25 protein-coding genes are annotated in these 23,523 nt (G+C 36.4%); 9 read left to right on the plus strand and 16 right to left on the minus strand.

Annotation, left to right across the window (positions count from 1 at the left end):
- The first annotated feature begins 101 nt into the window (after window positions 1-101).
- Window positions 102-545 (plus strand): PA2169 family four-helix-bundle protein, encoded by a 444-nt coding sequence (locus WG906_RS02150; protein ID WP_339990871.1) that lies wholly within the window; start codon window positions 102-104, stop codon window positions 543-545.
- A 402-nt stretch (window positions 546-947) separates the two neighbouring features.
- Here the strand turns inward: WG906_RS02150 and WG906_RS02155 are convergent, their stop codons facing one another.
- The gene (locus WG906_RS02155; protein WP_339990872.1) at window positions 948-1,436 is read right to left on the minus strand and encodes a YMGG-like glycine zipper-containing protein; all 489 of its coding nucleotides are present in this window, start codon (window positions 1,434-1,436) and stop codon (window positions 948-950) included.
- Window positions 1,437-1,618: 182 nt separating this feature from the next.
- Between WG906_RS02155 and WG906_RS02160 the strand changes: the two genes are divergently transcribed.
- The 3 genes from WG906_RS02160 (at window position 1,619) to WG906_RS02170 (ending at window position 3,593) form a co-directional block, all read left to right on the plus strand.
- The gene (locus WG906_RS02160) at window positions 1,619-2,503 is read left to right on the plus strand and encodes a polyphosphate kinase 2 family protein (RefSeq protein ID WP_339990873.1); all 885 of its coding nucleotides are present in this window, start codon (window positions 1,619-1,621) and stop codon (window positions 2,501-2,503) included.
- Window positions 2,504-2,771: 268 nt separating this feature from the next.
- A complete protein-coding gene (locus tag WG906_RS02165; protein ID WP_339990874.1) occupies window positions 2,772-2,957 on the plus strand; it encodes a hypothetical protein in 186 nt (61 codons plus the stop codon).
- A 273-nt stretch (window positions 2,958-3,230) separates the two neighbouring features.
- Window positions 3,231-3,593 carry a response regulator transcription factor gene (locus WG906_RS02170; protein WP_339990875.1) on the plus strand — a complete coding sequence of 121 codons (363 nt, stop codon included), beginning with the start codon at window positions 3,231-3,233 and terminating at the stop codon, window positions 3,591-3,593.
- 4 nt (window positions 3,594-3,597) lie between these two features.
- Here WG906_RS02170 and WG906_RS02175 read toward each other — a convergent pair whose 3' ends face one another.
- On the minus strand, window positions 3,598-3,966 hold the full coding sequence (locus WG906_RS02175) for a response regulator (RefSeq protein WP_339990876.1): 369 nt from the start codon (window positions 3,964-3,966) through the stop codon (window positions 3,598-3,600).
- Between the two features lie 181 nt (window positions 3,967-4,147).
- Here WG906_RS02175 and WG906_RS02180 point away from each other — a divergent pair, with 181 nt between their 5' ends.
- Complete coding sequence (locus WG906_RS02180; RefSeq protein ID WP_339990877.1) at window positions 4,148-4,345, plus strand: hypothetical protein; 198 nt, start codon at window positions 4,148-4,150, stop codon at window positions 4,343-4,345.
- Window positions 4,346-4,537: 192 nt separating this feature from the next.
- Here WG906_RS02180 and WG906_RS02185 read toward each other — a convergent pair whose 3' ends face one another.
- The 8 genes from WG906_RS02185 to WG906_RS02220 all read right to left on the minus strand — a co-directional run bounded on the left by WG906_RS02185 (window position 4,538) and on the right by WG906_RS02220 (window position 13,832).
- Window positions 4,538-5,692 carry an AI-2E family transporter gene (locus tag WG906_RS02185; RefSeq protein WP_339990878.1) on the minus strand — a complete coding sequence of 385 codons (1,155 nt, stop codon included), beginning with the start codon at window positions 5,690-5,692 and terminating at the stop codon, window positions 4,538-4,540.
- 107 nt (window positions 5,693-5,799) lie between these two features.
- Complete coding sequence (locus WG906_RS02190) at window positions 5,800-7,047, minus strand: glutamate-5-semialdehyde dehydrogenase (RefSeq protein ID WP_339990879.1); 1,248 nt, start codon at window positions 7,045-7,047, stop codon at window positions 5,800-5,802.
- Window position 7,048: 1 nt separating this feature from the next.
- Window positions 7,049-8,137: a glutamate 5-kinase gene (gene proB, locus WG906_RS02195; protein WP_339990880.1), complete on the minus strand. Its 1,089-nt coding sequence runs from the start codon at window positions 8,135-8,137 to the stop codon at window positions 7,049-7,051.
- A gap of 160 nt (window positions 8,138-8,297) precedes the next feature.
- Window positions 8,298-9,545 carry a DUF2130 domain-containing protein gene (locus tag WG906_RS02200; protein ID WP_339990881.1) on the minus strand — a complete coding sequence of 416 codons (1,248 nt, stop codon included), beginning with the start codon at window positions 9,543-9,545 and terminating at the stop codon, window positions 8,298-8,300.
- Window positions 9,546-9,671: 126 nt separating this feature from the next.
- On the minus strand, window positions 9,672-10,019 hold the full coding sequence (locus WG906_RS02205) for a hypothetical protein (protein ID WP_339990882.1): 348 nt from the start codon (window positions 10,017-10,019) through the stop codon (window positions 9,672-9,674).
- 244 nt (window positions 10,020-10,263) lie between these two features.
- A complete protein-coding gene (locus tag WG906_RS02210) occupies window positions 10,264-10,869 on the minus strand; it encodes an ATP-binding protein (protein ID WP_339990883.1) in 606 nt (201 codons plus the stop codon).
- Window positions 10,870-11,244: 375 nt separating this feature from the next.
- Window positions 11,245-12,408 (minus strand): diaminopimelate decarboxylase, encoded by a 1,164-nt coding sequence (gene lysA, locus WG906_RS02215; RefSeq protein ID WP_339990884.1) that lies wholly within the window; start codon window positions 12,406-12,408, stop codon window positions 11,245-11,247.
- Window positions 12,409-12,521: 113 nt separating this feature from the next.
- Window positions 12,522-13,832 (minus strand): aspartate kinase, encoded by a 1,311-nt coding sequence (locus WG906_RS02220; RefSeq protein ID WP_339990885.1) that lies wholly within the window; start codon window positions 13,830-13,832, stop codon window positions 12,522-12,524.
- 270 nt (window positions 13,833-14,102) lie between these two features.
- On the opposite strand from WG906_RS02220, the gene WG906_RS02225 reads away from it, so the two are divergent.
- Entirely contained in the window at window positions 14,103-14,300 is a 198-nt protein-coding gene (locus tag WG906_RS02225) for a DUF3606 domain-containing protein (protein ID WP_339990886.1), read from the plus strand.
- Window positions 14,301-14,429: 129 nt separating this feature from the next.
- On the opposite strand, the gene WG906_RS02230 is transcribed toward WG906_RS02225, so the two are convergent.
- The 3 genes from WG906_RS02230 to WG906_RS02240 all read right to left on the minus strand — a co-directional run bounded on the left by WG906_RS02230 (window position 14,430) and on the right by WG906_RS02240 (window position 15,816).
- Window positions 14,430-14,522, minus strand: a complete 93-nt coding sequence (locus WG906_RS02230; protein WP_339990887.1) for a DinB family protein — start codon at window positions 14,520-14,522, stop codon at window positions 14,430-14,432.
- Window positions 14,519-14,938 (minus strand): DinB family protein, encoded by a 420-nt coding sequence (locus WG906_RS02235; RefSeq protein WP_339990888.1) that lies wholly within the window; start codon window positions 14,936-14,938, stop codon window positions 14,519-14,521. Before WG906_RS02235 ends, WG906_RS02230 begins: the two co-directional genes overlap by 4 nt.
- 200 nt (window positions 14,939-15,138) lie before the next feature.
- Complete coding sequence (locus WG906_RS02240) at window positions 15,139-15,816, minus strand: phosphatase domain-containing putative toxin (protein WP_339990889.1); 678 nt, start codon at window positions 15,814-15,816, stop codon at window positions 15,139-15,141.
- Window positions 15,817-16,249: 433 nt separating this feature from the next.
- On the opposite strand from WG906_RS02240, the gene WG906_RS02245 reads away from it, so the two are divergent.
- Entirely contained in the window at window positions 16,250-18,661 is a 2,412-nt protein-coding gene (locus WG906_RS02245; RefSeq protein WP_339990890.1) for a hypothetical protein, read from the plus strand.
- 58 nt (window positions 18,662-18,719) lie between these two features.
- Here WG906_RS02245 and WG906_RS02250 read toward each other — a convergent pair whose 3' ends face one another.
- Window positions 18,720-19,145 carry a winged helix-turn-helix transcriptional regulator gene (locus WG906_RS02250; RefSeq protein WP_339990891.1) on the minus strand — a complete coding sequence of 142 codons (426 nt, stop codon included), beginning with the start codon at window positions 19,143-19,145 and terminating at the stop codon, window positions 18,720-18,722.
- 86 nt (window positions 19,146-19,231) lie between these two features.
- Here WG906_RS02250 and WG906_RS02255 point away from each other — a divergent pair, with 86 nt between their 5' ends.
- The gene (locus WG906_RS02255) at window positions 19,232-19,858 is read left to right on the plus strand and encodes an NAD(P)H-dependent oxidoreductase (protein WP_339990892.1); all 627 of its coding nucleotides are present in this window, start codon (window positions 19,232-19,234) and stop codon (window positions 19,856-19,858) included.
- 30 nt (window positions 19,859-19,888) lie between these two features.
- Complete coding sequence (locus tag WG906_RS02260; protein ID WP_339990893.1) at window positions 19,889-20,473, plus strand: YceI family protein; 585 nt, start codon at window positions 19,889-19,891, stop codon at window positions 20,471-20,473.
- Window positions 20,474-20,600: 127 nt separating this feature from the next.
- Here WG906_RS02260 and WG906_RS02265 read toward each other — a convergent pair whose 3' ends face one another.
- On the minus strand, window positions 20,601-22,412 hold the full coding sequence (locus WG906_RS02265) for a MutS-related protein (protein WP_339990894.1): 1,812 nt from the start codon (window positions 22,410-22,412) through the stop codon (window positions 20,601-20,603).
- Window positions 22,413-22,504: 92 nt separating this feature from the next.
- Window positions 22,505-23,428 carry a hypothetical protein gene (locus WG906_RS02270; RefSeq protein ID WP_339990895.1) on the minus strand — a complete coding sequence of 308 codons (924 nt, stop codon included), beginning with the start codon at window positions 23,426-23,428 and terminating at the stop codon, window positions 22,505-22,507.
- Window positions 23,429-23,523 lie beyond the last annotated feature (95 nt).

The raw sequence follows: 23,523 nt of genomic DNA on the forward strand, positions 1-23,523 counted from the left end.
TATTTTCCGGAAACAAATAGGTTTTTTATTTGGTCCCTTAAATTATGCCCTTTGGAACAGTAATTGTTCTAACAACCGAAATCAATTAACATCTATCAATTATGGAAACTACAGAAATAAAAAGCGAAATTCTGCACGATCTGGTTCAGATAAATAACGATCGGATTGAGGGCTATAGTCGCGCGATTAAAGAATTAAAAGATGGTGATGCTGACCTAAAAGAGTTGTTTTCAGGTATGATTTCAGAGAGCACAGAATACAAATCACAACTCGTTTCTGCCGGTGCCAAACCTGATAACGACACGACAAATAGTGGTAAGATTTACCGTGCATGGATGGATGTAAAAGCAATATTTACAGGCCACGATCGGAAAGCAGTATTATCAAATTGTGAATTTGGTGAAGATGCAGCTCAAAAGGCCTATAAAACTGCACTTGAAGAAGAGAATCTTCCTTCAGATATTCGGGCTCTTCTCTCTCAACAAAAACTAGCATTAAAAGCGTCTCACGACAAAATTAAAATGCTTCGCGATTTTCAGGATTAACAAATATCAAGTTTTATTAACGACTAACGAAGCACAGCTAACCTGTGCTTCGTTTTTTTTTACAAACTTAACCGTATCTCTTTTTTAAATTTTATTTGGGAAAAACAAACATTGGCACTCTCTTTCAGAACTATTTTGACATAACAAAAAAAGTCTTCAAACGGGGAGAATGAAGACTTTTTAACTAACCAATTATAAACCTGTCACAAATATACAAGTATTATCATTATATCAAAAATTATTTGAAAAAAATATTGAAATATCAACAGATCAAAAACTTTGTTACCTAAAACAAAATAAAACCAAATGAAATCCGCGTTCCACTAAAACTATAATCCTCGTTCTCACAGCAAAAAAAAACTCCTTCATTTCTGAAAGAGTTTTCTTATATTTTATTTATTCTTATTGAATCCGGCCAGTTCTTCTGTCTTTTCCTCTACCTATTACATAACCTGTTCCTGCGCCAATAACGCCTCCTATTATTGCTCCTCTGGCATCCTTTTTATCAATCAAAATACCTGTTATAGCACCAGCTCCTGCTCCAATTGCAGCGCCCTTAGCAGCATGACTCCAACCTTTTTTACGCGCAGCTTGTGGCTGAGAATAGGTATAAGTTTCTTGTACACCTTTAACATATGTTCTTCTTGGCGATGAATTAGAAGCATAAATAACTCTTTCTCTTACAGGCATTGATTGTTGAAGAGCGAGAATTCGTTCTCTTTCTTCAGCTATCTCAATTTCCTTCGCTTCAGCACGTTGAAAGCTATCTAATTTCAAACTGTCCCGAACTTGTCTGTAAGCCTCTTGTTTCAATTGCGAACTCGTTTGCGAGCTGTTATTGCAAGCTGCAAATATTGCAGCTACTGCAAAAATCATTACGAATCTTTTCATAATACTATTTATTCTGTGTGTGTGTGTTGTGTGTATTAATTTAACGATTACATTTTAACCTTATTGCCGTTATCGTATTTTTAATACTTCTGATATATACTTTTCAAAAACCGGTCCAAAAAAGAAAATACGGCACTCTAAAAACAAATTTTCAAGAAAACGATTCTATCTAGAAAAGCAGTATGGATTTTAGTACAGAACTGTATAAAGTCAGGGAAAAACAACAGGTAAGTCTGAAAGATTTTCCAACGTCGGCTGATGGAGGTATGGATAAAGAAACCTCTGTAGAACTTTTAAACAACTTAAAAAAAGAACTCTTTGAACTGCAGGAAAAACTGTATGCGGACAATAAAAAATCTTTGCTTATAATTTTTCAAGCCAAAGATGCGGCTGGAAAAGATAGTGCCATTAAACATGTGATGAGCGGACTTAATCCCCAGGGTTGCCAGGTTTATAGCTTTAAACAGCCCAATTCTGAAGAACTTGATCATGATTTTTTATGGAGACATTATAAAGCATTACCTGAAAGGGGAAGAATAGGTATACATAACAGGTCTCATTATGAGAATGTGTTAGTATGCAAAGTTCATCCCGAATATGCAGCAAAGGAAAGCAACGTTCCGATCACGCAGATTGATAAAGATTTTTGGAATTCAAGATATTCAAGTATCCGGAACTTTGAGGAACATCTGACTGAAACAGGCACCGTAATTCTTAAATTCTTTCTGCACATATCTAAACATGAGCAAAAAAAACGTTTTTTAAAACGGATCGAAGACGGTACTAAAAACTGGAAATTTTCTTCAGCTGATCTGGATGAACGTAAACTCTGGACAAATTATATGGAAGCCTATCAGGATGCATTCACAGAAACCAGCACCGAAAAAAGCCCCTGGTTTGTTATTCCCTCTGATAAAAAATGGTTTGCAAGGGTAGCTATTTGCCAGATTATTCTTGAGAAGTTTAAAGCAATGGATTTAAACTATCCAGTCTTAAGTCAAACGGAATTAGAAAATCTGGAAGTTCAGAAAGAAACGCTTCTTTCTGAAAACGATTCAAATAATTAACCCTTCCGAATCTATTAAATTAGAGAACGAGGTACGATCCAGATTTATAGAGCAATTAAATCAAATTAGCTAATAAATTCCGTACCTTTGCGCCAACGGAATACAAAAATGCTATTCTTTCTTTCCTGCTAATCATCTTTGATTAAAATTCGCCTTGCCGCTAAGCCGTTGCCGCCCGGGAATTATTTTCTATTTAGTTGCTTCTCTTTACAGGGAATCCTCTGAACTCCGGAAATCAGTACAAGAAGAATAAATAAAAATCAATACCATGGCGAAATCTCAGGCAACCTTCATGAAAAAGCAACTCGAAAAAAACAGGCAAAAAAAGAAAGAAGATAAAGAACAACGTAAACAGGATCGTCAACAAAATTCTACAGGTGGTGATTTAGAAAACATGATGGCTTACGTCAATGAATTTGGGGAGCTAACAACAACCCCTCCGGAGAAAAAATAATTTTCAAACAGAATAAAAAGACTGTCAATATCATGAGGGTCTTTTTTTATGGCCTTAATTGAGGAATTATGTGCATAAAGTCGCAGATCCAATCAGCCTCAATCCTAATACCGATTACTTAACTTTCGATTCCTTTAGCCCGTTTATCCGAAATAATAATAAGAATCCGGCCAGTGTTAATAGCTCCGACTTATAAATTTGAGAATTTAAGAATTTTTAACTTCAAACAATTCGCTTATACTTTTGTATCTTGTCACATTGCTTTTGTGTATCATGAAGAAAAAAATCCTGGTTGTAGAAAAAGACAAAGAAATCCTTAACATTATTTCTTACATATTAGAGGATGAGGGGTATGAGGTGGAGAGTTTGCGATCTGTAAAGGGACTTATTGAAAAAATCTATACGTATAAGCCCGATGCAATTCTACTAGACATAATAGTTCCCGGTGTTGAAGATTCTGACATATGCCAGGCAATTAAACAGACAAAAAACATCAATCATATTCCACTGGTTGTTTTAACCACACATCCGGTGGTCACTGCATCAATAAAAGAAATATGTGCTGATGAAGTAATTTCGAAGCCGTTTGATATAAACAACCTGGTTCAAATTATAAGTAATCAACTCGCGGCCTGATAAGCTAAGCTATCTGTAAACGATAAGCTTTCTCAACCATTCGGGTTAAGATATCAAGATCGAATGGCTTTGGCAATGCTAAATCCGCTCCTGCTTTCTCTGCAAGAGTCTCAATATCATTATTTGCAGTTAAATAAATTACAGGAATTTTATGATATTCGGGATGATTCTTAATTGTTTGCGTAGCTTCAATACCACCTACTCCCGGTATCCAATTATCCATAATTATTACTGAAGGATTAGCATTTTCAACCTTCTCAATGATATCATCTACATTAAAACTTTTGACAACTTCCCACCCGGAATCAGTTAATGCATACTCAAGTATATCCAATATATCCAAGTCGTCATCACATACAAGAATTCGCTTCATTAGAATTTTATTAGGTAACTAATATAATTACATTGATTTTATTTATTTGTTTTTAATTAAACAAAAACCATACCGATATTTTTGTAGAGTCTTATTAAACAAGTCGTTACCCAAATAAAAAATATTTTTTTTGGCAACAATTCTGTATTTCAATCCGTAGAAAAAGTAATTGAAGAATAAGATGAACATTAAAGATATTAGAGAAACAAATCATTATGTTGTATTTAGGATAGGGGCCGATACTGACATTAAAAACGGACGGATTAAAATGGTTGAAAGGGCGTTAAAAGCACTAGAAGCAAAAGAAGACTATATTGCTTGCCAAGCTCTCCTGGATGCATTAAAATATCAGGAAATTGAAATTAAGCAGGCTATTTAAAAATAAAGTTACTGGATTGCCTCTTGTTTTAGAGACAGATTCATATATCAAACCTTTTTTTAAGAAGAATAAGCATTTGAATGATGGGTAAATTCAACCTCACTCAGATGCTTATTTTATACAGAACAAATATTGAATCTTACTTCTGCCTTAAAGTTTGTACTTATTTCAAGATAGCTTTTGACAAGTTGATCACGACTCCTTTGTATTCTTTGTAGGTTCTATATCATTGTCAACCTCAAGCTGCTCTTTAACCTCTTCAGTTTGAACCCGCAATTCAGGGGCGTTCATCGGATTCTCAGGAGGCAATTCGTCACCTAACAATACTCCCCAATGCTTAAAAATCGTTGACCGGTCGAAAGTAACTTTGACAATCGCGATGATTGGCAACGCTAAAAACATACCCGAAATACCGGCAATACTGCCACCGATAAATACACCCAGAATCGCTGCGAGAGCGTTGATTTTCACTTTCGAACCAACTATTCGTGGCATCAAAATATTATTATCCAAAAACTGCACAAATGCAATTGTTCCAAGCACGGCGAGAATGGGCCAGATTTCTTCAGATGAGGTCAGCGTTAACAATACTCCGATTACATTTCCGATCAATGCACCCACATATGGGATAAGATTGAGAAAGGCAAAAATAACCGCAATAAGTAAAGCATGTTTAATGCCGATCAGTAATAAAATGCCTCCCAATAAAACAGTTACATAGCTAATTTGAATCAGTAAACCCAAAAGGTAACTCTTGATAATTACCTTAGTCTCCAGCATTGCCTCACGCACTTTTTGATGGTTCTCTTCGGGAAACCACAAAAAGACGAAACGTAATAAAAGATTCTTATAAAACAGAAAAAGATATATATAGATAGGTAATAGTCCGATGAAAATCAGGGTTGATGTTACTGAACCTGCAGCACCGGAAAGCAGGTTTCCGCCATAATTCAGTAGTTTATTCGCTTGTTCATCCAGAAGTTTAGCTTGCTGCTGAGTAGAAAAATCGCTTATTTCATTAATCCAGTTGCTAATGGAAATAAGATGTTTATTTACATTCTTTTTTATCTCTGGAAAGTCTGCGATTAAAGAAGAGACCTGTGAAGAGAAGAACCAAACTATTAAAGCAACTACAATAGCGAGCAGAAGTATTGAAAGAAATATTGCAAGCGCTTCCGGAATTTTCTTACGCTTCAAGAAGTTATATACAGGCAATAACATTATACTGATAAAGAAAGCCATCAATACCGGCATAATGAGCTCTTTACCTACTACTATTAAATATCCCAGTAGTATTATTCCCAATAGTTCGATAGACCTGCGAACGGTTACGGGCATTTCTTTCATATTATAAAATATTAAACGCAGAATCTTTAATCGGGCACTTGCGTTGATGGTATAAGTAAATGAAGGAAAAAAAGTTTTTTTAAGGATAAATATTTTGCAGGTCTTAACTAAGCTCTAACCTGTCCATCTCCTCTAACCACCCATTTATAGCTTGTAAGTTCATCCAGTCCCATTGGCCCGCGGGCGTGAAGCTTTTGTGTGCTGATTCCGATCTCTGCACCAAGCCCGAACTGCGCTCCATCGGTAAAAGCAGTAGAAGCATTAGCGTAAACAGCAGCTGCATCCACAGCATTCAGAAACTTTTCAATCGACTGGGCATCTTCAGAAATAATTGCTTCACTGTGCTTAGAGCTGAAATCAGAGATGTGTTCTAACGCTTCATCAAGATTTTTTACAGTTTTAACCGACATTTTGTAGGAAAGAAACTCTGTGCCAAAATGCTCTTCACTCGCATGCTGCAATAAACCATCAGGATAACTTCCTTTTAGCGACTCATAAGCAGGCCCATCAGCAAAAATTTCCACATCCGATTTAATTAAATCTTCTGTTATAGCTGGCAAATCATTTAAACGGCTTTCATGAATAATCAGGCAGTCGAGTGCATTGCAAACGCTAACCCTGCGTGTCTTACTATTGTTTATTATCGATGTTCCTTTTTGAACGTCGCCACTGGCATCAAAATAAGTATGCACAATTCCTGCACCTGTTTCGATTACCGGCACTTTTGCACTTTTTCGAACATAGTCGATTAAGCTCTGACTTCCGCGAGGAATGATTACATCTACATAACCCACTGCATTCAAAAGAGCCTCAGTGGCGGCCCTGTCGGATGGAAGAAGTACTGCAACGTTTTTATCAACGCCATGCTTTTCCAATACACTATGAATTACGGATATAATGGCCTCATTAGAATATGAAGCATCGCTTCCTCCTTTTAATATACAGGCGTTACCGGTTTTAAAGCATAGTGAAAAAACATCAAAACTAACATTCGGACGAGCCTCATATATTACCCCGATAACCCCCATCGGAACACTGACTTTTTTTAATTTCAATCCATTATCCAGATTTTTTTCTAAAAGAACCTTTCCTAAAGGTGATTGAAGATTTGCAACATTTTTAATATCATTTGCGATGTCATGTATTCGCTTTTCGGTAACCATCAAACGATCATATTTGGGATCTTCAACATCCATACGATCCAGATCCTTTTGATTTTCAGCCAGTATATTTGGAATTTGTTTAATGGCTTCAGCAGAAACCTCAAGAAGAATTGCACTTACTTTCTCTTTATCAAGAAGTCCTAAAGAGCGACTCGCCCGCTGCACATTATTAAATATATCCTGTAGTTCCATATTAAGCAATTTCGGAGTTCAAAAATAAGTAATCATAATGAACTAATGGTTTCTGTTTTTTCTGGCCGATGCGCTCCGCGGCTTTATCAGAACTATACTCCGCAATTCCCAGACCCACTTGCTTACCATTTTCATCAATTAATTTAATGATGTCTCCTTTTTGAAAGTCTTCTTTAATTTTTATTACGCCAACCGGGAGTAAGCTACTCGCTTTTGAAGACGTTAAAGCAATTCTTGCACCTTCATTTATCAAAACAATTCCCTTTGCGTAATTTTCAGAATGTGCAAGCCATTTCTTTTTACCTGATGCTATTTTCTGCGGCATAAATCGAGTGTTTACGACCTGCTCATCCAATACATCAGTGATGATATTTTCTTTCTTTCCATTTGCAATATGAACGGCGATTCCTAATTGTGCCACTTTATGTGCCATATTAGATTTTGTAACCATTCCTCCCCTGCCAAACTGAGACTTGTGGGTAGTTATGAATGAAGAAAATCCAGTCATTGATGAACTAACTTCCCTAATCACTTCCGATTTACTGTCCTTCGGATCACCATTATAAATCCCGTCAACATTGCTTAAAATAATCAGGGCATCTGCATTAAGCATAGATGCAATTAAACCGGCAAGCTCATCATTATCAGTAAACATCAGTTCCGTAACAGAAATGACGTCATTCTCATTTACAACAGGTATTACATTATGCTGGAGAAGAATATTAAAGCAGTTCTTCATATTCAGATAATGCAGCCGATCACGAAAATCTTCTTTGGTAACCAAAACCTGGGCACATACGAGGTCCTGCTTTTCAAATAGTTCAGAGTACTTATTGATCAGTTTAACCTGGCCAATTGAAGCAAAAAGCTGCCGGGTTGCAACAGCGTCGTATTTATCTGATACAGTTAGCAGGCTTTTTCCTGAAGCTACGGCGCCAGACGAAACAAGAATAACTTCTTTCCCCTGTTTTTTTATCACAGAAATTTGCTCAACCAAATGTGCCATACGCTCAAAGTCGGGTAAGCCGTTTTCTTTGGTAAGTACATTAGAGCCGATTTTTATGATTATGCGTTTGTATGATAAAGCCATATTAAAAGGTGAAATTAAGAAGATATGGTGAAAGGAAAAGAATGAAGGGTAGATTTTCTAGCAAAAGCAATGTTGCCAAATCTGGTTAATTGGAAATTTGACTGGTTCGGGATCTGCAAAGATTTGAAAACTCCCGAAAAGTTTTCAAATCTGTAAATCTTTATTCCAGCAACAAATCCGTCTCATCCAATAGATTCATCTGAATTGTGTCGCTGCCTGCAATTCCTTCAACAGAACCACGAATATGCGCGGCATTCAGCAAAACCTTATCCAGCTGCTTCTCACGTGATTTCCACAGCCGCTCCATTGCTTCGCGTTCCTTTTGAATAGAGAGCCTCATACTCATAAAACCTTCGCGTATAGCCTTCCATTGCTCGTTAAATTCTGAACTGGTAAGATAGTCGTACATCATGTGCATTTTATCGCCCTTGTTATCCTGAGACTTAGACACATTATACAATTTTATGATACTATCTCTTAATACAAACGCGACTGCTTTTACCTCATCAAATGAGCATATCCATACACCATCTTTTTCGCCAAAGCAATCCATACCTTTTGGATAGCACTGAGTAACGATTACGGCCACATCAACTCCTACACCACGCATGTCTTTTTTAAGTTTCTCTATCCAGTCGTTAGAAAAATCTTTTGTTCGCTTACTTTCAAAGATAATTCTGCCGCATTCCTGACCATATTGATTTCGAACTGTTTGTACGCAATCTGCGCCCCTTACACCTTTTCCAACCTCAGAAATAATATCAAAAGGGAAATTACTTCGCAACAGCTCTTCTAAAATCAACTCCTGAACTTCGCCCTGTAACTGCATAGAACCTTGTTCAGCCTTACGCTTCATTTCCTCTGCAAGTTTTTTCTGATCATCCAGCTGCTTTTCCAATTCGCGAACCTTGAGCTGAAATTCGGTTTCCTTTAAGGTGTTTTTTTCGTGTTCTTGTTTTCTGATCTGCTCGGTTAGGTCATTCCGCTGTTCCTGCAGCTTTCGCTGAAGCTGTATTTCGAGTTCTTCCTCCCTTGTTTTAAGAAGCTGCTCCTTTTTTAGAAACTCCAGCTCCTGTATGCGCGCCAGCTTAAGCTTCTCTTCAGTTTCTTTGTTCGCTGTTTCTAATAACTCAACTTTATTCTGAAAATCCTGAGATATCGTTTTACGTAGATTTTCCTCTAGCGAAAGCTGTAAAGTCTGTTTTTCATGCTGCAGCTTTTTGTCGAACTCCTGTAACTGCTGCTGCTCCCTATTGCTAAACTCTTCTAATTTCCTTTGGTACTCCTCTTCCTTTTGCTTGGTAAACGAAAGCATTTTCTCCCGCAGCTCTTTCTTATACTCCTCGGTCATAGCCTCTTCAATAGGAAAAGTATGACCACATCCCGGACATTTTACTTCTGTAGACATTTAATAATATTGAAATTTGAAGATATAGAAAATTTCCGCTTTTGCAGGGAAGGAATATTATTTAGCGTTGAAACGCATCAAAGCCTATAAGGTTTTTTGGGAACCTTATAGGCTTAAATATTTTAATTAACGGCCTATTTCCAGCCCAATAGCTTTTGCAATCATAGCCATTTTACTCAGCCATGTTTTTAATAACTGTTCTTTTCCTTTCGGATACTTAACAGTAATAAGATATTCACTTTTATCTGTTGCAGACTCCGTATTCAAGAAATCAAACGGAAGAGTATTATCTAAATATTTCCCGAAGTTATGCTCAAGAGCTATCGACGCAGCCTTAATATTGCCCGAGGTCCATTCCTCCTGTTCATATAATTCTAATATCTCTGTCTCTGTGCGTCCTGCCAGGACAGCAAAATCAATCGCTGAAAAACCCTGGGCATAAGCCACCCCTTTTACAATTTTTCCAAAATGCATTGTGTATTTTTTTTTAACCCATCAAATCAATCCACTAATTTTCAATAAACAGGTAGTTTATTGAAAATTTCCCCTAGTGTAACACTAATATAGTAATTTTTTAAAAAAATCTCGTATTTATTTTCAAACAAAAAAATCCCCCTTTTGACCTTTTTAACCCTCTTGACTTTGGCTTTTAAATCCAAACCAGCCTAGAATTCTCCGATCATGATTTTGACCTCATATAAAAAAGGTCCTGCCCCTGTTAAACATTGATTATAGCAGTAAACTCATTTAATTTTGTCTCAGGATAATACCTGTAGAAGAATTCATTGGAAAACTTAGCCATAATAAGCAGACCATAATGTTCAAGTAAATTCGAATTTCTGCTTATTTTACTTATTGAACAATCCTCTATCTCAAAAACAATATGATTTTCATTTTTAATTACTGCATAAAGGTTTGCTAAATCATCCTCATAAATTTTGATCTTTTCTCCGATATACATCTTTTCCAAGGATCGCGATACAGGAGACCAGCGGGTTTGGTTATTCAAATAAAATTTTCGGCCTTTATCACTTTTAGTAATTTCAATATTCATTCCGTTTATACACACAGATATAACAGTATTATCTGTTTCAGAATGTTTAACCGCATTTGTAAGTAGTTCTATTAAAATTTGTTTGCAGTTGCTAATTTTGAATGAATATTGTTCTGACGGAAGATGAGTTTTCAAAAACGATATGATCTCGTTTAACAAAGGATACATTGCCAATGAATCGTTGCTAAAAATGAATTCCTTCTTAACTTCTGTCATTGTGGCAACTGGTTCGTTTTCCCAAAACATAGTTTCATTATGAACTTTACTCATTATTATTATCTAGAAAAATTCTTAAAATCAGTTTAAATAGTTTTTATTCCGGTTTAATCCAGATTTGATTTTCATTAAGAATCATCGTATTTCTAAGAGAGTGTTGTGTGTGTACTTGAATTCAAAAACTACAATGAAACCGTTTTTTTATCTCTTACTGACTTCGATCAAAAAAGGTTTCATTTTTATTAAAGTAACACTTTCCCGGGGTGGCAAATCTCACATCTTAATCGGGAGATTAAGATTTTTCGATATATGAAAGCGGGTGCTTTTTACGAGAAAAAAAACAACCCGTTTTGAATTTCGTTGAAAAATAATCCCATCCAGACTCTTAATTCGGAGGCTAGACTATTTACTGGATGATCTGTACAAAGCTCAGCTTTCAGAATAAATACTTACAACCTGTTCGCGAAGGTTATATTTAGAAGCCATCACTTCTCCGTATGCGCCGGCTGTTCTAATTGCTATAAAATCGCCCCGGAACGATTCAGGCATCTCCACTTCTTTCCCAAAGCAGTCTGTCGATTCGCAAATCGGACCAACAATATCGTACTTTAAAATCTCAACATCAGCTTTAGTTTCCCTTGAAAGATTCTCCATCTTGTGGAAGGCCTGATATAAGGCTGGACGCATCAATTCAGTCATACCGGCATCTAACACTAAAAAGTGCTTTTTTATACCGTTTTTCACATATAAAACCCGGCTGATTAATGTTCCGCAATGAGCCACAATCGCTCTTCCTAATTCAAAATGGATCTCCTGCCCTGGTTTACGTTCCAAAAATTCATTGAATATTTTAAAATATTCTTCAAAATCAGCTATTGGTTTTTCATCAGGATTATGATAATCGATGCCCAAACCACCACCGACATTTAATATTTGGAGTATAAATCCGCGTTCTTCGAACCAGGCTTTGATCTCATTAACTTTAACACAAAGGCTTTTAAAAACATTCAGGTTTGTTATCTGAGAGCCTATGTGGAAATGAATTCCGATCAAAACAAGATTGGCTGATTTTTTTAATACTTCAGCACAAGCAGGCAAATCCCATTGATTTACACCAAATTTATTTTCCTCTAAGCCGGTAGTAATATTATGATGAGTATAGGCATCCACATTCGGATTTATCCGAATTGCTACTCTTGCCGTTTTTCCGACCTTTTCAGCAAGTTCATTTATAACCTGCAGTTCCTGAATCGATTCGATATTGAAACAAAAAATATCCTGTTCAAGTGCTTCAATAATCTCACGATCAGATTTACCAACTCCTGCAAAAACAATGTTATCGGGTGAAAACCCTACTTCAATAGCTTTTTTGACCTCATTTCCGCTTACACAGTCGGCACCAAATCCCGCTTCACGAACCATCTTTATTACCTTCTCATTAAAGTTTGCTTTCATTGCATAATGCACATGAAAATCGTACTTATCGGCCGCAGTCTTACACGCAGACAGAGTTTGCTGCAATAGATTAAGATCGTAATAATAAAAAGGTGTTTCTATTGATTGGAAACGATTAACAGTTTCGGTATTAAACATTATTTTATTGACATTTTGTTCCTGAAGAACAGATTAATAAGAGACGAGCTACGCTTAGTCATCCCAACAAAAGAATCCAATGAGATTTTCTCTTGTCGAATGGCAAGATGCAGTTAAAACAATCTGCTATGCAAACTCCTTAAAGCTTCAGTTTTATCTGAAGTGTCGACCAATACTGATATATTATAATGACTCGCACCATAAGAAATCATGCGGATTGAGATGTGTTTAATCGATTCAAAAACCCTCGCCGCATAACCATGCGACTCGTAAGAGAAATCTCCAACAACACAAATAATACTCTGATCTGTAGTTACATCAACGGTTCCAAAATCTTCAAGAGCCTTGACAATATCATTAAGGTATCGTGTATCATCAATAGTAACAGCTACGGCAACTTCAGAGGTTGTAATCATATCAATCGGCGTTTTATAACGCTCAAAAATCTCGAATACCTTTCTTAAAAAACCATATGCTAAAAGCATCCTGCTGGATTGAATTCTTATAGATGTAATGCCATCTTTAGCTGCAATAGATTTTATTGCATTTTTTTCACTTTCATTAGTAATTAAAGTACCCGGAGCGGAAGGTTCCATGGTATTTAATAACCTGACAGGGATTTTATATTTCTGAGCAGGAAATACACTTTGCGGATGGAGAATTTTAGCTCCGAAATAAGCAAGTTCGGCTGCCTCTTCAAAAGACAGCTGGGCAATAGGTTTTGTACCCTTAACAATACGAGGGTCATTGTTATGCATACCGTCGATATCCGTCCATATTTGAACCTCATCTGCCCTAATTGCCGCTCCGATTAACGAAGCTGTATAGTCACTTCCTCCCCTGCGAAGATTATCTATTTCGCCAAAGGCATTTCTGCAAATATATCCCTGGGTTATAAATAATATATTACCCGGATGTAAATCCAATAATTGTTGAAGATGAGAACCAATGTAATCTACTAAAGGCTCATTATCCTCATCAATCTTCATAAAATCTAAAGCTGGCAGCAATACGGACTTTTGTCCTATTTCAGAAAGATAAAAATGATACAAAGTGGTTGATAGCAATTCACCCTGTGCCAGGATAATTTTTTCTTCGACAGGTGTAAAAAGTTCAGATGCGTAAGAACCAATAAGAGTAAAATGGTAATCGATAAGTTCTTTTCCATTCTTCAACCCTTCCTCTGTGGAAAACAGCTCATTTATAAAAACAATATATTTTTCGTAAAGCGCATCTGTAAGTTCTTTTGCCTTTCGTTTATCTCCGTCTAAAAATGCCTGCGAAATTGCTACAAGACTATTTGTAGTTCCTGACACAGCCGATAGAACAACGATTTGCTTTTGCTTCGGATCGATGATATCTAATAAACTTTTCATCCTTTCCGGGCTTCCTACTGATGTACCTCCAAATTTTAAAATCTTCATTTGAACTAATATTTCTTTGTGTATGAAAGGGCCCCTGCTTCTTTTATTACAAGGGAAATTCAATTTTAACGGTTAAAAATCTTTTAATATCAGAAAATAGCATCTGATTATTGAGGCGCAAAATTAGTTAAATGCTTGATATTATAAGGGCAAGTAGAAAATTCTTTATTTTTTAATACCGTTGAAAAAAATCAATAAATAAACCAAAACCAAATCCAACATCATTTGTAATTTATTAACTGATTTGTAATTTATTTAAAGTCAATACCGATGGACAAGTCAAGATTTTTCGAAAAAACAGACAAAGATTTAATCAGCGTTTTTGCTGATGATGAACTTAATTATTGGGCACTTAAGTGGGGAGTTTCTAAAGAAACCATAAAGAGTGCTATTAAAGCCTCTGGAAGCAATTCCGTTTCAAAAGTCTACACATATCTGGCAAATGCTAATAAACTAAAGCTTAGCTAAAAGTTTAAACAATTTCGAAAATCCTGCAGAATACTCTGCAGGATTTTTTTTTAATAAGCCGAGTTTCATTTCATTCTAAACCTAATCAACAGTTCAAACTCATTGCCAGGCGATGCTCAGTTGATTAAATTAATCACGCTCCCAGAAAAAAGGTGGAGTAATGCCAAGCGAACGGAGATAAACATAAGCTTGCCCTCTGTGATGAATTTCATTATCAATCAAATATAGAATTGTAGAATAAGCTGGCCCTTCATATTGACCAAAGCCATTATTACTTCCTGAAAACGCTCCCGGGATATTTGAGGCCACAATGCATTGATTTGTGTCGTTACATTATCCCATTGCTTAAGGATTTCTTCTTTTGTTTTTGGCAAATTTCCACTAACATGCCCAAAATCATTCATTGATTTCCATAGATTTGAAACCAGCCCTGAAATACCTCCTCCAGCGAGGTCTATCATTTCCATTATCAGTTCGGAAAAGGGACGCATCCCTCTAATAGAATAACTGAAAATCTTATCTTCCGGAAATGTTTCTATTACTTTACGTGTAAGGCGGCGGTGCCCCTGCCAGTGTTCAAGTAGCTGGTCCTGACTAATTACCACGCCTGCTGTTTCTGTCAACTGATTTGTTTCCATGATTTTTTTGTTTTTTATACAGCACAAAGAAAGTACGGGCAAATGACAGCCCTATGTCAGCAGGAATAGCTCACTGAAAAAAATTCTCGGCTCGATTACGATAAAGATCTTTGATAACAGAAAAAAACTTTTTTTTACAAAAAGAGGCCGCCTTTTCCAGACAGCCTCGTTCCTAACAATTTAATCACCTTTTACATTTACTATTTCAGTTCTGACGCAAGAACAACACCTTCTTCCATTTTTTCGGCTTCTCTCTTTCCTACTACTTTCTCTTTAATTTTATCTATGTCGGCGTCTCTAACAAAATCAATAAGATTACTGTAAACTGAATGAAATCCAAAGTTTCCTTTTGTCATTTCATGTATCGCGTTCTCTTTGGTCCAGTTCTGAAACAGCACGCGATACATGGCTATAAGCATTCCGGTGCGATCTGATCCATGCCAGCAATGTATTAAGATAGGACCCTTTCTGTCATTAATTAATTTTAAGGCCTTAATTACGTCACGCTCTTTAATGTCGCCGGCCTTCATAGAGATATGATGAAGATTCAGGTCGGTTTTTCTGGCCTTTTTATTATCCTTCCAATAACGGCGCAGGTTCAACACTTCGGAAAGACCTGTCTCCTGTAATGAAATAAAATCGTTCTGATCAGGTTGTTCTGAACGATAAATCCCTTCATCTATCTTATATACATTCTTCAAACGCCCAATGGCTAGACGTTCAGCTTTAGTTATTAATGCGCTCTCACTTTCTGAACTTTTTGTAGAAGCAGAGGTAACGTCATCAGAAATTGCTGCGGATGATTTCTCTGCACTGACTAAATTACTCAAGGATTTATCCTGAGCCAGTAGTGTAAAACCAAAAAATGTTAATGGCATAAACAGTGTGCTTTCAATAAAACTCCCATACCGTTATGAACCCAAATTTAAACAGTTTATTATATCATAAATCACTCAATATCAGGTGTTACAATTTTCTGACAGAAAAAAAATGGCATTTTTTAGTGATAAATCAATGCCTTATATATAAAAATGATTCAAAAATAAAGGGTCTCTTAATCGGGTTCATCCATCAATAAATTACTTTCCTGAAATATTTTAAACAAGCAAAATATCCTTCAGACACAAAAGCCCTAAAATCTTTTCATAATGGTTATAACAGCTGCTTTAAATGTAAATATGACAGTAATAAATTTAAACTGCAACTTTGCCTAAATAAGAAAACCAGATCTTCATGCTGGCCTTCATTGTAAAGAAAATGATAGTTTTCCATCCTGAAAAAACATTCTTATATTCAAAAAAAGTATTCTAAATGAAAGGGCTCAAAATAGTTTGTACCATCGGAGTAATCTTCAGTATTCTGGCTTTCATAGTTCCTGAGGATATCGTCGAAGTATTGAACTCCCGCTTGTATCAATTTAATAAAGAGAATCCATCGACCAATCTTTTCCTGCATCTTGATAAAAGTGTTTATTCTCAGAATGAAGACGTCTGGTTTAAGGCTTATGTACTTGCAGGCGCAGTAATAGATAGTAAAGTTCTATATGTACGACTGACAAACGAGAAAAAGCAGATTATGATTGCTGAACAGTTTCCGGTATACGATATCAGGAGTCATGGCGAGATTCTTTTACCCGATACCCTTAAAGATGGCAACTATTATTTATACGCCTATACTGATCGTATGATTAATTTTAAGGAAGAGGATATTTTTGTTCAGAATGTCAGGGTTCAAAGAAATGTTGCCAAACGATTGCAAGCCAACGCTTCAGTTACGGACACTGCAAATATAAAAAGAGGCCAAAATATTGAAGTTGTGATTCAACTTAGCGAGGGAATAAAACTGCTCAAAGGCATTAGGGGGAAATATGAACTAATTGATGATAAGACGATAATAAAAAGTGCCCGTATAACAACCAATAATTTCGGAGAGGCATTTATCAATTTTAAATATCCTCAACTTGCCGACGAAAAGAGCCTGAAAGTAAGGGCAATTTTTAACAGGAATTCCGATTATGCTGAATTGGAACTTAATCTGCGGCATGAGACAAATCCCTTAAAAATTAAGCTTTTCCCCGAAGGCGGGCACTTACTTCCGGGTTTTTCTTCCAAAGTAGTCGTGGAGGCTTTGGATATCAATAAATATCCGGTGAGCACCTGGTTAAGTTTAATGGAAAATGACCGCCTTATTAAGCGATTCAAAACAGACAAATACGGTACCGGATCTTTTTTACTAAAACCTTCCAAAAACGCCATTTACACCATTAACTATACAGATGGTAAAAAGTCCAGTGCCTCGTATCCCGTTTTGGTTGAAGATAAAGGATATGCTTTATCCGTCGTCCACCAGGGCGACCGGCTTATTGCATCTATTAAAAATCATGGTGAGGTAGAAAATGCCGTACTTGTTTTTAGAACTATTGAAGATGTATTACTTGCTAAATCTATTGTCATTCCAACAGGTGATTCGGTAGTTGTACCTTTTGTTTTTAAGGATATTCCTAAAAATGTAGTGAGTGTTTTTGTGCTGAATGAAGCTGGGAATGTGCTGTGTGAACGTTTGGTTTTAAACAAACCCGGAAAAGAAGACTATAATGTAAACATACGCACAGAGCAGTTAAGTTATGGACCCCGGAAAAAAGTAATCGTAAACATAGAGGTTAAAGATTCGGATGGGAACCCGGTTACCTCAAACCTTTCAGTGGCCGCGGTAGAAAAATCAAGAATAGATCCTGAAGCATACCGCACAATCTTGAGTTCGTATTACTACCGTTTTCTGGATGGTACCAATTGCAACAGATACATTCCCGCTACCATTGAAAAGGATATTGATAATTTGTTAATTACAAAGCACTGGTTAAACAGCAGCACTCAGTATATCGCAAATTATACTTCTATAGGTCCTGTTCATTTAATTGAAAATACAGGTGGCATTACAGGATCTGTTAAATCTCTTTATAAAAGAAAGTTTGATTTAAAAAACCTTACTATATTATCTAAAGAGAAAGGTGTAATTGTACCTGTAAATGCAAACGGATCTTTTTCAATAAAACCTGAAAGTCTTGTTTCTAACCGGGGCAATAAATGGAAGATGCTGCAAAGTCTGGAATTTTTACAACAATACGAACTTAAATTTAATGCGTTTGATTTGGATTTTGATAAGCAAATTACCGGAGGGAATGCTTTATTTATACCCAATGTATTTAGTGCTTTTGCAAGTAACAAGCCAGTAGAAGTCACAAAAGTTGGCAACGTCATTCAGTTAAAAACTGTCGAAATAAAAGGAAAAGGATCACCTATAGATAGTTATGAATCCAGGACAGTACAAACAATCGGATGTGATGCATATATCTGCAGAAACAATATATTGAATTGTCCCAATCATACAGGTGATGGAGGCATTCCTGAAGAAGGAAAAGTTTATGCTTCTAAAAATGGGCCTGTGGTATACCGCTGTCGCACCAAATCAGATGAAATGTTTATTAAGAACATTATTAAGCCTAAAGATTTTCAGGCAACTGATTTCGAAAAAGAAAAAATTGAAGAACTGGCCCTGGAAACAACTGTTTACTGGGATCCCAATTTTGGAACTAATGCCAGCGGAAAAAACACCTTTAGTTTTTTCACCAATGATGCAAAAGGAGACTTCCTGATTATAGCACAGGGTATCGATGTAAAAACATTAAGACCTATGTTTGGCAAAACAGGTTTTACTGTAAAATAAATTAATCTGTTCTGGCCGCAGAACTACCCTTTAAATAGATCAGAAGGTTTTATACTAATCATTCATTTTTCAGAATATAGTCTTCCCTGGCCCGCAATATATAGTTCATGTTTTCTGAAGCCCATTCGGATAATTGTACCAGCTGACCCAATAAACTTCTGCCAAGTTCTGTTAGCTGGTATTCTACTTTAGGAGGAATTTGAGGATAAACGGTACGTGTCACCAATCCATCCCTTTCTAAATGCTTTAATGTAACGGTAAGCATTCGCTGAGAAATCCCATGTATCCCTTTTTTTAATTCCCCGAAACGTAATTTATCCGATTTTCCAAGCATAATAATTGTATGTACCGACCATTTATCGCCTATTCTGTCGATTACATCGGTAACAGGACAATAATGATTTGTCGAATGATTGTCAGAAAAATGGTCGATCACGTTCTCTTGTGTGCCTTTATGCTCTTTATTCCCATTAGTTACTTTCATATAACTGAGTAATTAAATTGTGCCGTATTGCAAGGTACTAAGTTACTTAATAGCTTTGAGTTATCAAAAGTAACTATTGTAAAATTATGGACATACTATCATTATTGAATTGGAGATACGCAACAAAACGCATGACCGGCAAAAAAATACCACAGGAAAAAGTGGAGGTAATTCTGGAAAGCATCAGATTATCAGCTTCATCTATTGGTTTACAGCCATATCGTGTCCTGGTAATTGAAGACAAAGACTTACTTGAAAAGATCAAATCAATAGCAAATAATCAGGCTCAGATAACAGAGGCCTCCCATTTGTTAGTTTTCGCAGCCTGGTCGAATGTTACTGAAGCATCTGTAGATGAGTATTTGAACCTGATTGCCACTGAGCGTAATGTAACTTTAGAATCATTGGGGACAATGAAGGGTTATATGGCCGGTTTAACTCTAAACTCAGCCGAACAAAACTTTAACTGGGCGGCAAGACAGGCATATATAGCTTTAGGAACAGCATTAATTGCTGCTGCTTCGCAAGAAGTGGACGCCACACCAATGGAAGGTTTTGATTCTGCCGCTCTTGACGAATTGTTGGGACTGCAGGAAAAAGGATTAAAAAGCGTAAGCATTTTACCTCTCGGATACAGAGACCTTAATCAGGATTGGCTTGTGAACCTTCCTAAAGTAAGAACTCCTAAACAGAAATTTTTCGTATCAATTTAATCATCATCAAATAATTTAAAGTATAAACAAATGAAATCATCACTAATTGCAGTAGCACTGGTTGCCTCAGCTTTAAGCTTAAAAGCACAAACTAAATGGGTAATAGACCCTGTACATTCATCAGTAAATTTCAACATCGAGCACCTAGTGATCTCGGAAGTTGAAGGAAAATTTAAAACATATAACGGAACAATCAGCGCTGCAAAGCCAGATTTAACTGATGCTGTGATAGATTTCACCGTGGATGTTAGCAGTATTGATACTGATAACGACATGCGCGATAAGCATTTAACTTCGGCAGACTTTTTTGATGCGGCAAAATATCCTAAAATGACTTTCAAGAGCACCTCATTAAAGAAAGTGTCTGGAAATAAATATGTTTTGAACGGTAATCTAACGATTCATGGAATAACCAAACCGGCAAAATTTGATGTGGTTTATGGTGGAACTGCAAAAGATGGCTATGGCAATACTAAAGCTGGGTTTAAAGGAAAAGGAGTTATAAACCGTTTTGATTACGGTTTGAAGTATAATGCGTTAACTGAAGCTGGTGGCGCTGCCTTAGGAAAAGAAGTAGGTATTGATTTGAAATTGCAGTTTGCGCAGGCGAAGTAAGCTATCAAACCAGCATAAAAACCTATAAGATTTTAAAACTTATAGGTTTTTTTGTTCCTGCCATTTATAGATAAAAAAGTTCAATACAATTCTTCAGATTTTTCTTCAGGCCCGAAATCTCAAAATCTTATACTTCCACATCTATCCCAATTTGCTTTAAAAGCAGCGAAGCATTAAAAGTTTTGCACTCACCATGCTTTAATTTATAATCGAATATCATTTCTCCGTTTACTATCTGGATATCAAAATAAAAATTTCGGATATAATCAGGATATTTATTTTCGAGTTCAGCAAGCTGCAAGTCATGAGTCGCTACTATACCGACTCCATTTTGCGATACTAACTTTTCGATCACAGCTTTTGAGCCCTTATACTTATCTACGGAATTTGTGCCCCGAAGCATTTCGTCAATCAGGAAATAGACTTTTTCATCGCTTTTCAAAACATCTAAAAGCAATTGTAAACGATTGAGTTCCGCTTTAAAAGTAGAGATGCTTTCGTTTAATGAATCGCGGATTCGCATATAGGCAAAGAAGTTCATTACCGTAATCCGCATACTTTTTGCACATACAGGAGCCCCGGTAAAGGCCAGGATGGCATTGATTCCCAGGGTGCGTAAAAACGTACTCTTACCAGCCATATTAGAACCGGTAATGATATCTACAGAATGCGAATTATCTAAAGAAAAATCGTTATTGACACGGCTCTTAACCGGAATTAATGGATGTCCGATCTCTTTTGCGATGTAGGTGTAATTTTCATCGAACGCAATTTCCGGAAAACCATATTCAGGATAATTAGAATGTAAACTGCTTAAACTGATTAATGATTCAAAAGATGCCAGAACATTAAAAGCTTTAGGCATTAAGTCCCTGTTCGTTGCTTTCCAATTTTCAATGGCAATTAACTGGCGCACATCCCAGGCCATTATTCCATTTAATAGCGGGCCAATAAACATATTCAGACGATATTCTAAACGCCCCAATAAAACAGATAAAATCTTTAACTCGGCAGAGAATGTGACAGACTTAACACTTTTAAGTTCATCATGCAAGGAAAGGCAAAGTGTGGAGTTCCATTTCTGATCCTCTATTTTTTTGAAGGCATCTGAATATGAAGACAATGTTTTACCAGCTATACTTAACAGCCGGTCTGTTCTATTCACTTTTAACTGATTTGTTAATACCAGCACAGCATTTGAAAGAACAATTAAAATAAGCGGAATCAGGAGGAATGGAATATACCAGGCAGCTACAGCTAACAGGATAAAAATATAGGGAACGACCCGAATATATTTTCGAAGAAGCGATCCGGTGAAATCCCGTTCCTGTTGAAAGAACGCAAACAGGTTATTTACATCAGAAACATCTGTTTTCCTCGCAAAAAGCAGCATAGCTTTAACCTTCTGAACCCAATCCAGCTTTAATCTGAGTTCCTGAACAGCTTCCTGCCTTTGCAGGATATCATTTCGTGTAGCAGCACGGTTCAGCCAGTAAGCTAACATCTCCTTCCCCATCGGGCTTGCACATCGGTTAAGCAGACTGAATAAAGAAGCCTTTCCAAAAATATCCAGGTCAGATGAATAATTATGTGCATCGTTCATGAATTCAGAGCCGTCATCGTAAATATTTTCCTGATGGTTTATACTTGCGATTTCATTAAGGTTTACTGTTTTAAGAGCATTATAAAACAACTTTTCCTTTTCATATTTCCCCTGATGTTTTACCAGGAAAGCAAAACCCACAACTATAAGCAAAAAAACCAGTTCGGTAAGCCATATTATTTCATAACGTAAGGTTTCATAAACAATATATCCACCTATAAGAATTGAAAACAGCCGCAAAAATGAAAAGGTATTTACCAGTTTTTCATATCTTTTTATTTCGGTTTCTGATACTGAAATTTGTTGGTGGTAATAGTTTATAATAATGGATGTCATTTTATTTTTGGTAATATGATGTTTAAACAGCAAAAGTCAGTCTCGTATTTAGCGTTTGCCGTCACCCTGACCTTGTCGAATGGGTGTCGAATTTATTCTTTAGAGCCTTTAACGTGCAGCATAATTTCAGTTGCATGAGGTATACCCAAAGTTTTCCCGGGGTTTACCGTCAGGAACCGCTCAAGATAAACATCGATAATTCCTTGCAGAACTCTCCTTCTCGAAGCTTCAAATTCTTTTTCCATAGAAGCGAAACTTCCTACCGTCATCCTGCCGTTTGCGTCGACCAGAACAGAGAAATTATACACAAAATCTTTATAGGCTTTTTTGATGAGGATATCGTATTCAGGATACAGATATTCGTTTGAAGCACTGTAATTGAGATCTTCTTTATCTAAGATACTTCTTTCTGCGGTCACTTCTTTCACCTTGCTTTTAAATTCCACCGGATTTCTCGCTGCAAATAAACTATCGGCAATCAAAGGGAATGAATTTGCCCGTTTAATTAACTGCCGGATATACAATGTATCACGTGCATTAGGTTTGCGCATACTATCTGAATTCGCATGCAGGACATGCTTAATATAGTTTTCTGAATAAAAACGCATATAAACGGTAGATAGATCTTTATTCACCTTTTTTGACTGAACCCTTAACAATTGTAAAACCAGGCTGTCTTTATTTACATCAATCAGCCTTAACCATTCGCGGGCAAAATTCATTACCTGTCCATGATCATAATAAATGGGATAAAAGATATACCGTTTTTCAAAGGGACTATAAATTTTTACAGAATCTCCCGGAAGGAAATAAAGCGTCCACTCAGGTATTTGCTGAAAGCCTTGTTTACTGAAACTCAAACCGGTATCAAACTCTCGCCTGACTTCTATAAACTTTATACCCTCTACGGATTTAAAGGATTGTCGCTGAAGCTTCGACTTTCCCTGTTCACAACTGGCAAAAAACAGCACACAAAATATTGCATACCAACTGTATAAATAAATGTTCCTGAGCATTTCTGCGAATTAATGAATTCTTATCCAGCTAGCATAATATTTTGAAGATTTGTTTGAATTGTGCTTATAGAAAGATCTTTCCTAAGGTTATAATG

This window comes from Pedobacter superstes (assembly GCF_037622515.1).
Lineage (GTDB): Bacteria > Bacteroidota > Bacteroidia > Sphingobacteriales > Sphingobacteriaceae > Paradesertivirga > Paradesertivirga superstes.

Excerpts from the sequence above, each read along its gene's own strand:
- WG906_RS02150 (WP_339990871.1), top strand. The coding sequence starts at position 102 with ATGGAAACTACAGAAATAAAAAGCGAAATTCTGCACGATCTGGTTCAG.
- WG906_RS02155 (WP_339990872.1), bottom strand. The coding sequence starts at position 1,436 with ATGAAAAGATTCGTAATGATTTTTGCAGTAGCTGCAATATTTGCAGCT.
- WG906_RS02160 (WP_339990873.1), top strand. The coding sequence starts at position 1,619 with ATGGATTTTAGTACAGAACTGTATAAAGTCAGGGAAAAACAACAGGTA.
- WG906_RS02165 (WP_339990874.1), top strand. The coding sequence starts at position 2,772 with ATGGCGAAATCTCAGGCAACCTTCATGAAAAAGCAACTCGAAAAAAAC.
- WG906_RS02170 (WP_339990875.1), top strand. The coding sequence starts at position 3,231 with ATGAAGAAAAAAATCCTGGTTGTAGAAAAAGACAAAGAAATCCTTAAC.
- WG906_RS02175 (WP_339990876.1), bottom strand. The coding sequence starts at position 3,966 with ATGAAGCGAATTCTTGTATGTGATGACGACTTGGATATATTGGATATA.
- WG906_RS02180 (WP_339990877.1), top strand. The coding sequence starts at position 4,148 with ATGAACATTAAAGATATTAGAGAAACAAATCATTATGTTGTATTTAGG.
- WG906_RS02185 (WP_339990878.1), bottom strand. The coding sequence starts at position 5,692 with ATGAAAGAAATGCCCGTAACCGTTCGCAGGTCTATCGAACTATTGGGA.
- WG906_RS02190 (WP_339990879.1), bottom strand. The coding sequence starts at position 7,047 with ATGGAACTACAGGATATATTTAATAATGTGCAGCGGGCGAGTCGCTCT.
- proB (WP_339990880.1), bottom strand. The coding sequence starts at position 8,137 with ATGGCTTTATCATACAAACGCATAATCATAAAAATCGGCTCTAATGTA.
- WG906_RS02200 (WP_339990881.1), bottom strand. The coding sequence starts at position 9,545 with ATGTCTACAGAAGTAAAATGTCCGGGATGTGGTCATACTTTTCCTATT.
- WG906_RS02205 (WP_339990882.1), bottom strand. The coding sequence starts at position 10,019 with ATGCATTTTGGAAAAATTGTAAAAGGGGTGGCTTATGCCCAGGGTTTT.
- WG906_RS02210 (WP_339990883.1), bottom strand. The coding sequence starts at position 10,869 with ATGAGTAAAGTTCATAATGAAACTATGTTTTGGGAAAACGAACCAGTT.
- lysA (WP_339990884.1), bottom strand. The coding sequence starts at position 12,408 with ATGTTTAATACCGAAACTGTTAATCGTTTCCAATCAATAGAAACACCT.
- WG906_RS02220 (WP_339990885.1), bottom strand. The coding sequence starts at position 13,832 with ATGAAGATTTTAAAATTTGGAGGTACATCAGTAGGAAGCCCGGAAAGG.
- WG906_RS02225 (WP_339990886.1), top strand. The coding sequence starts at position 14,103 with ATGGACAAGTCAAGATTTTTCGAAAAAACAGACAAAGATTTAATCAGC.
- WG906_RS02235 (WP_339990888.1), bottom strand. The coding sequence starts at position 14,938 with ATGGAAACAAATCAGTTGACAGAAACAGCAGGCGTGGTAATTAGTCAG.
- WG906_RS02240 (WP_339990889.1), bottom strand. The coding sequence starts at position 15,816 with ATGCCATTAACATTTTTTGGTTTTACACTACTGGCTCAGGATAAATCC.
- WG906_RS02245 (WP_339990890.1), top strand. The coding sequence starts at position 16,250 with ATGAAAGGGCTCAAAATAGTTTGTACCATCGGAGTAATCTTCAGTATT.
- WG906_RS02250 (WP_339990891.1), bottom strand. The coding sequence starts at position 19,145 with ATGAAAGTAACTAATGGGAATAAAGAGCATAAAGGCACACAAGAGAAC.
- WG906_RS02255 (WP_339990892.1), top strand. The coding sequence starts at position 19,232 with ATGGACATACTATCATTATTGAATTGGAGATACGCAACAAAACGCATG.
- WG906_RS02260 (WP_339990893.1), top strand. The coding sequence starts at position 19,889 with ATGAAATCATCACTAATTGCAGTAGCACTGGTTGCCTCAGCTTTAAGC.
- WG906_RS02265 (WP_339990894.1), bottom strand. The coding sequence starts at position 22,412 with ATGACATCCATTATTATAAACTATTACCACCAACAAATTTCAGTATCA.
- WG906_RS02270 (WP_339990895.1), bottom strand. The coding sequence starts at position 23,428 with ATGCTCAGGAACATTTATTTATACAGTTGGTATGCAATATTTTGTGTG.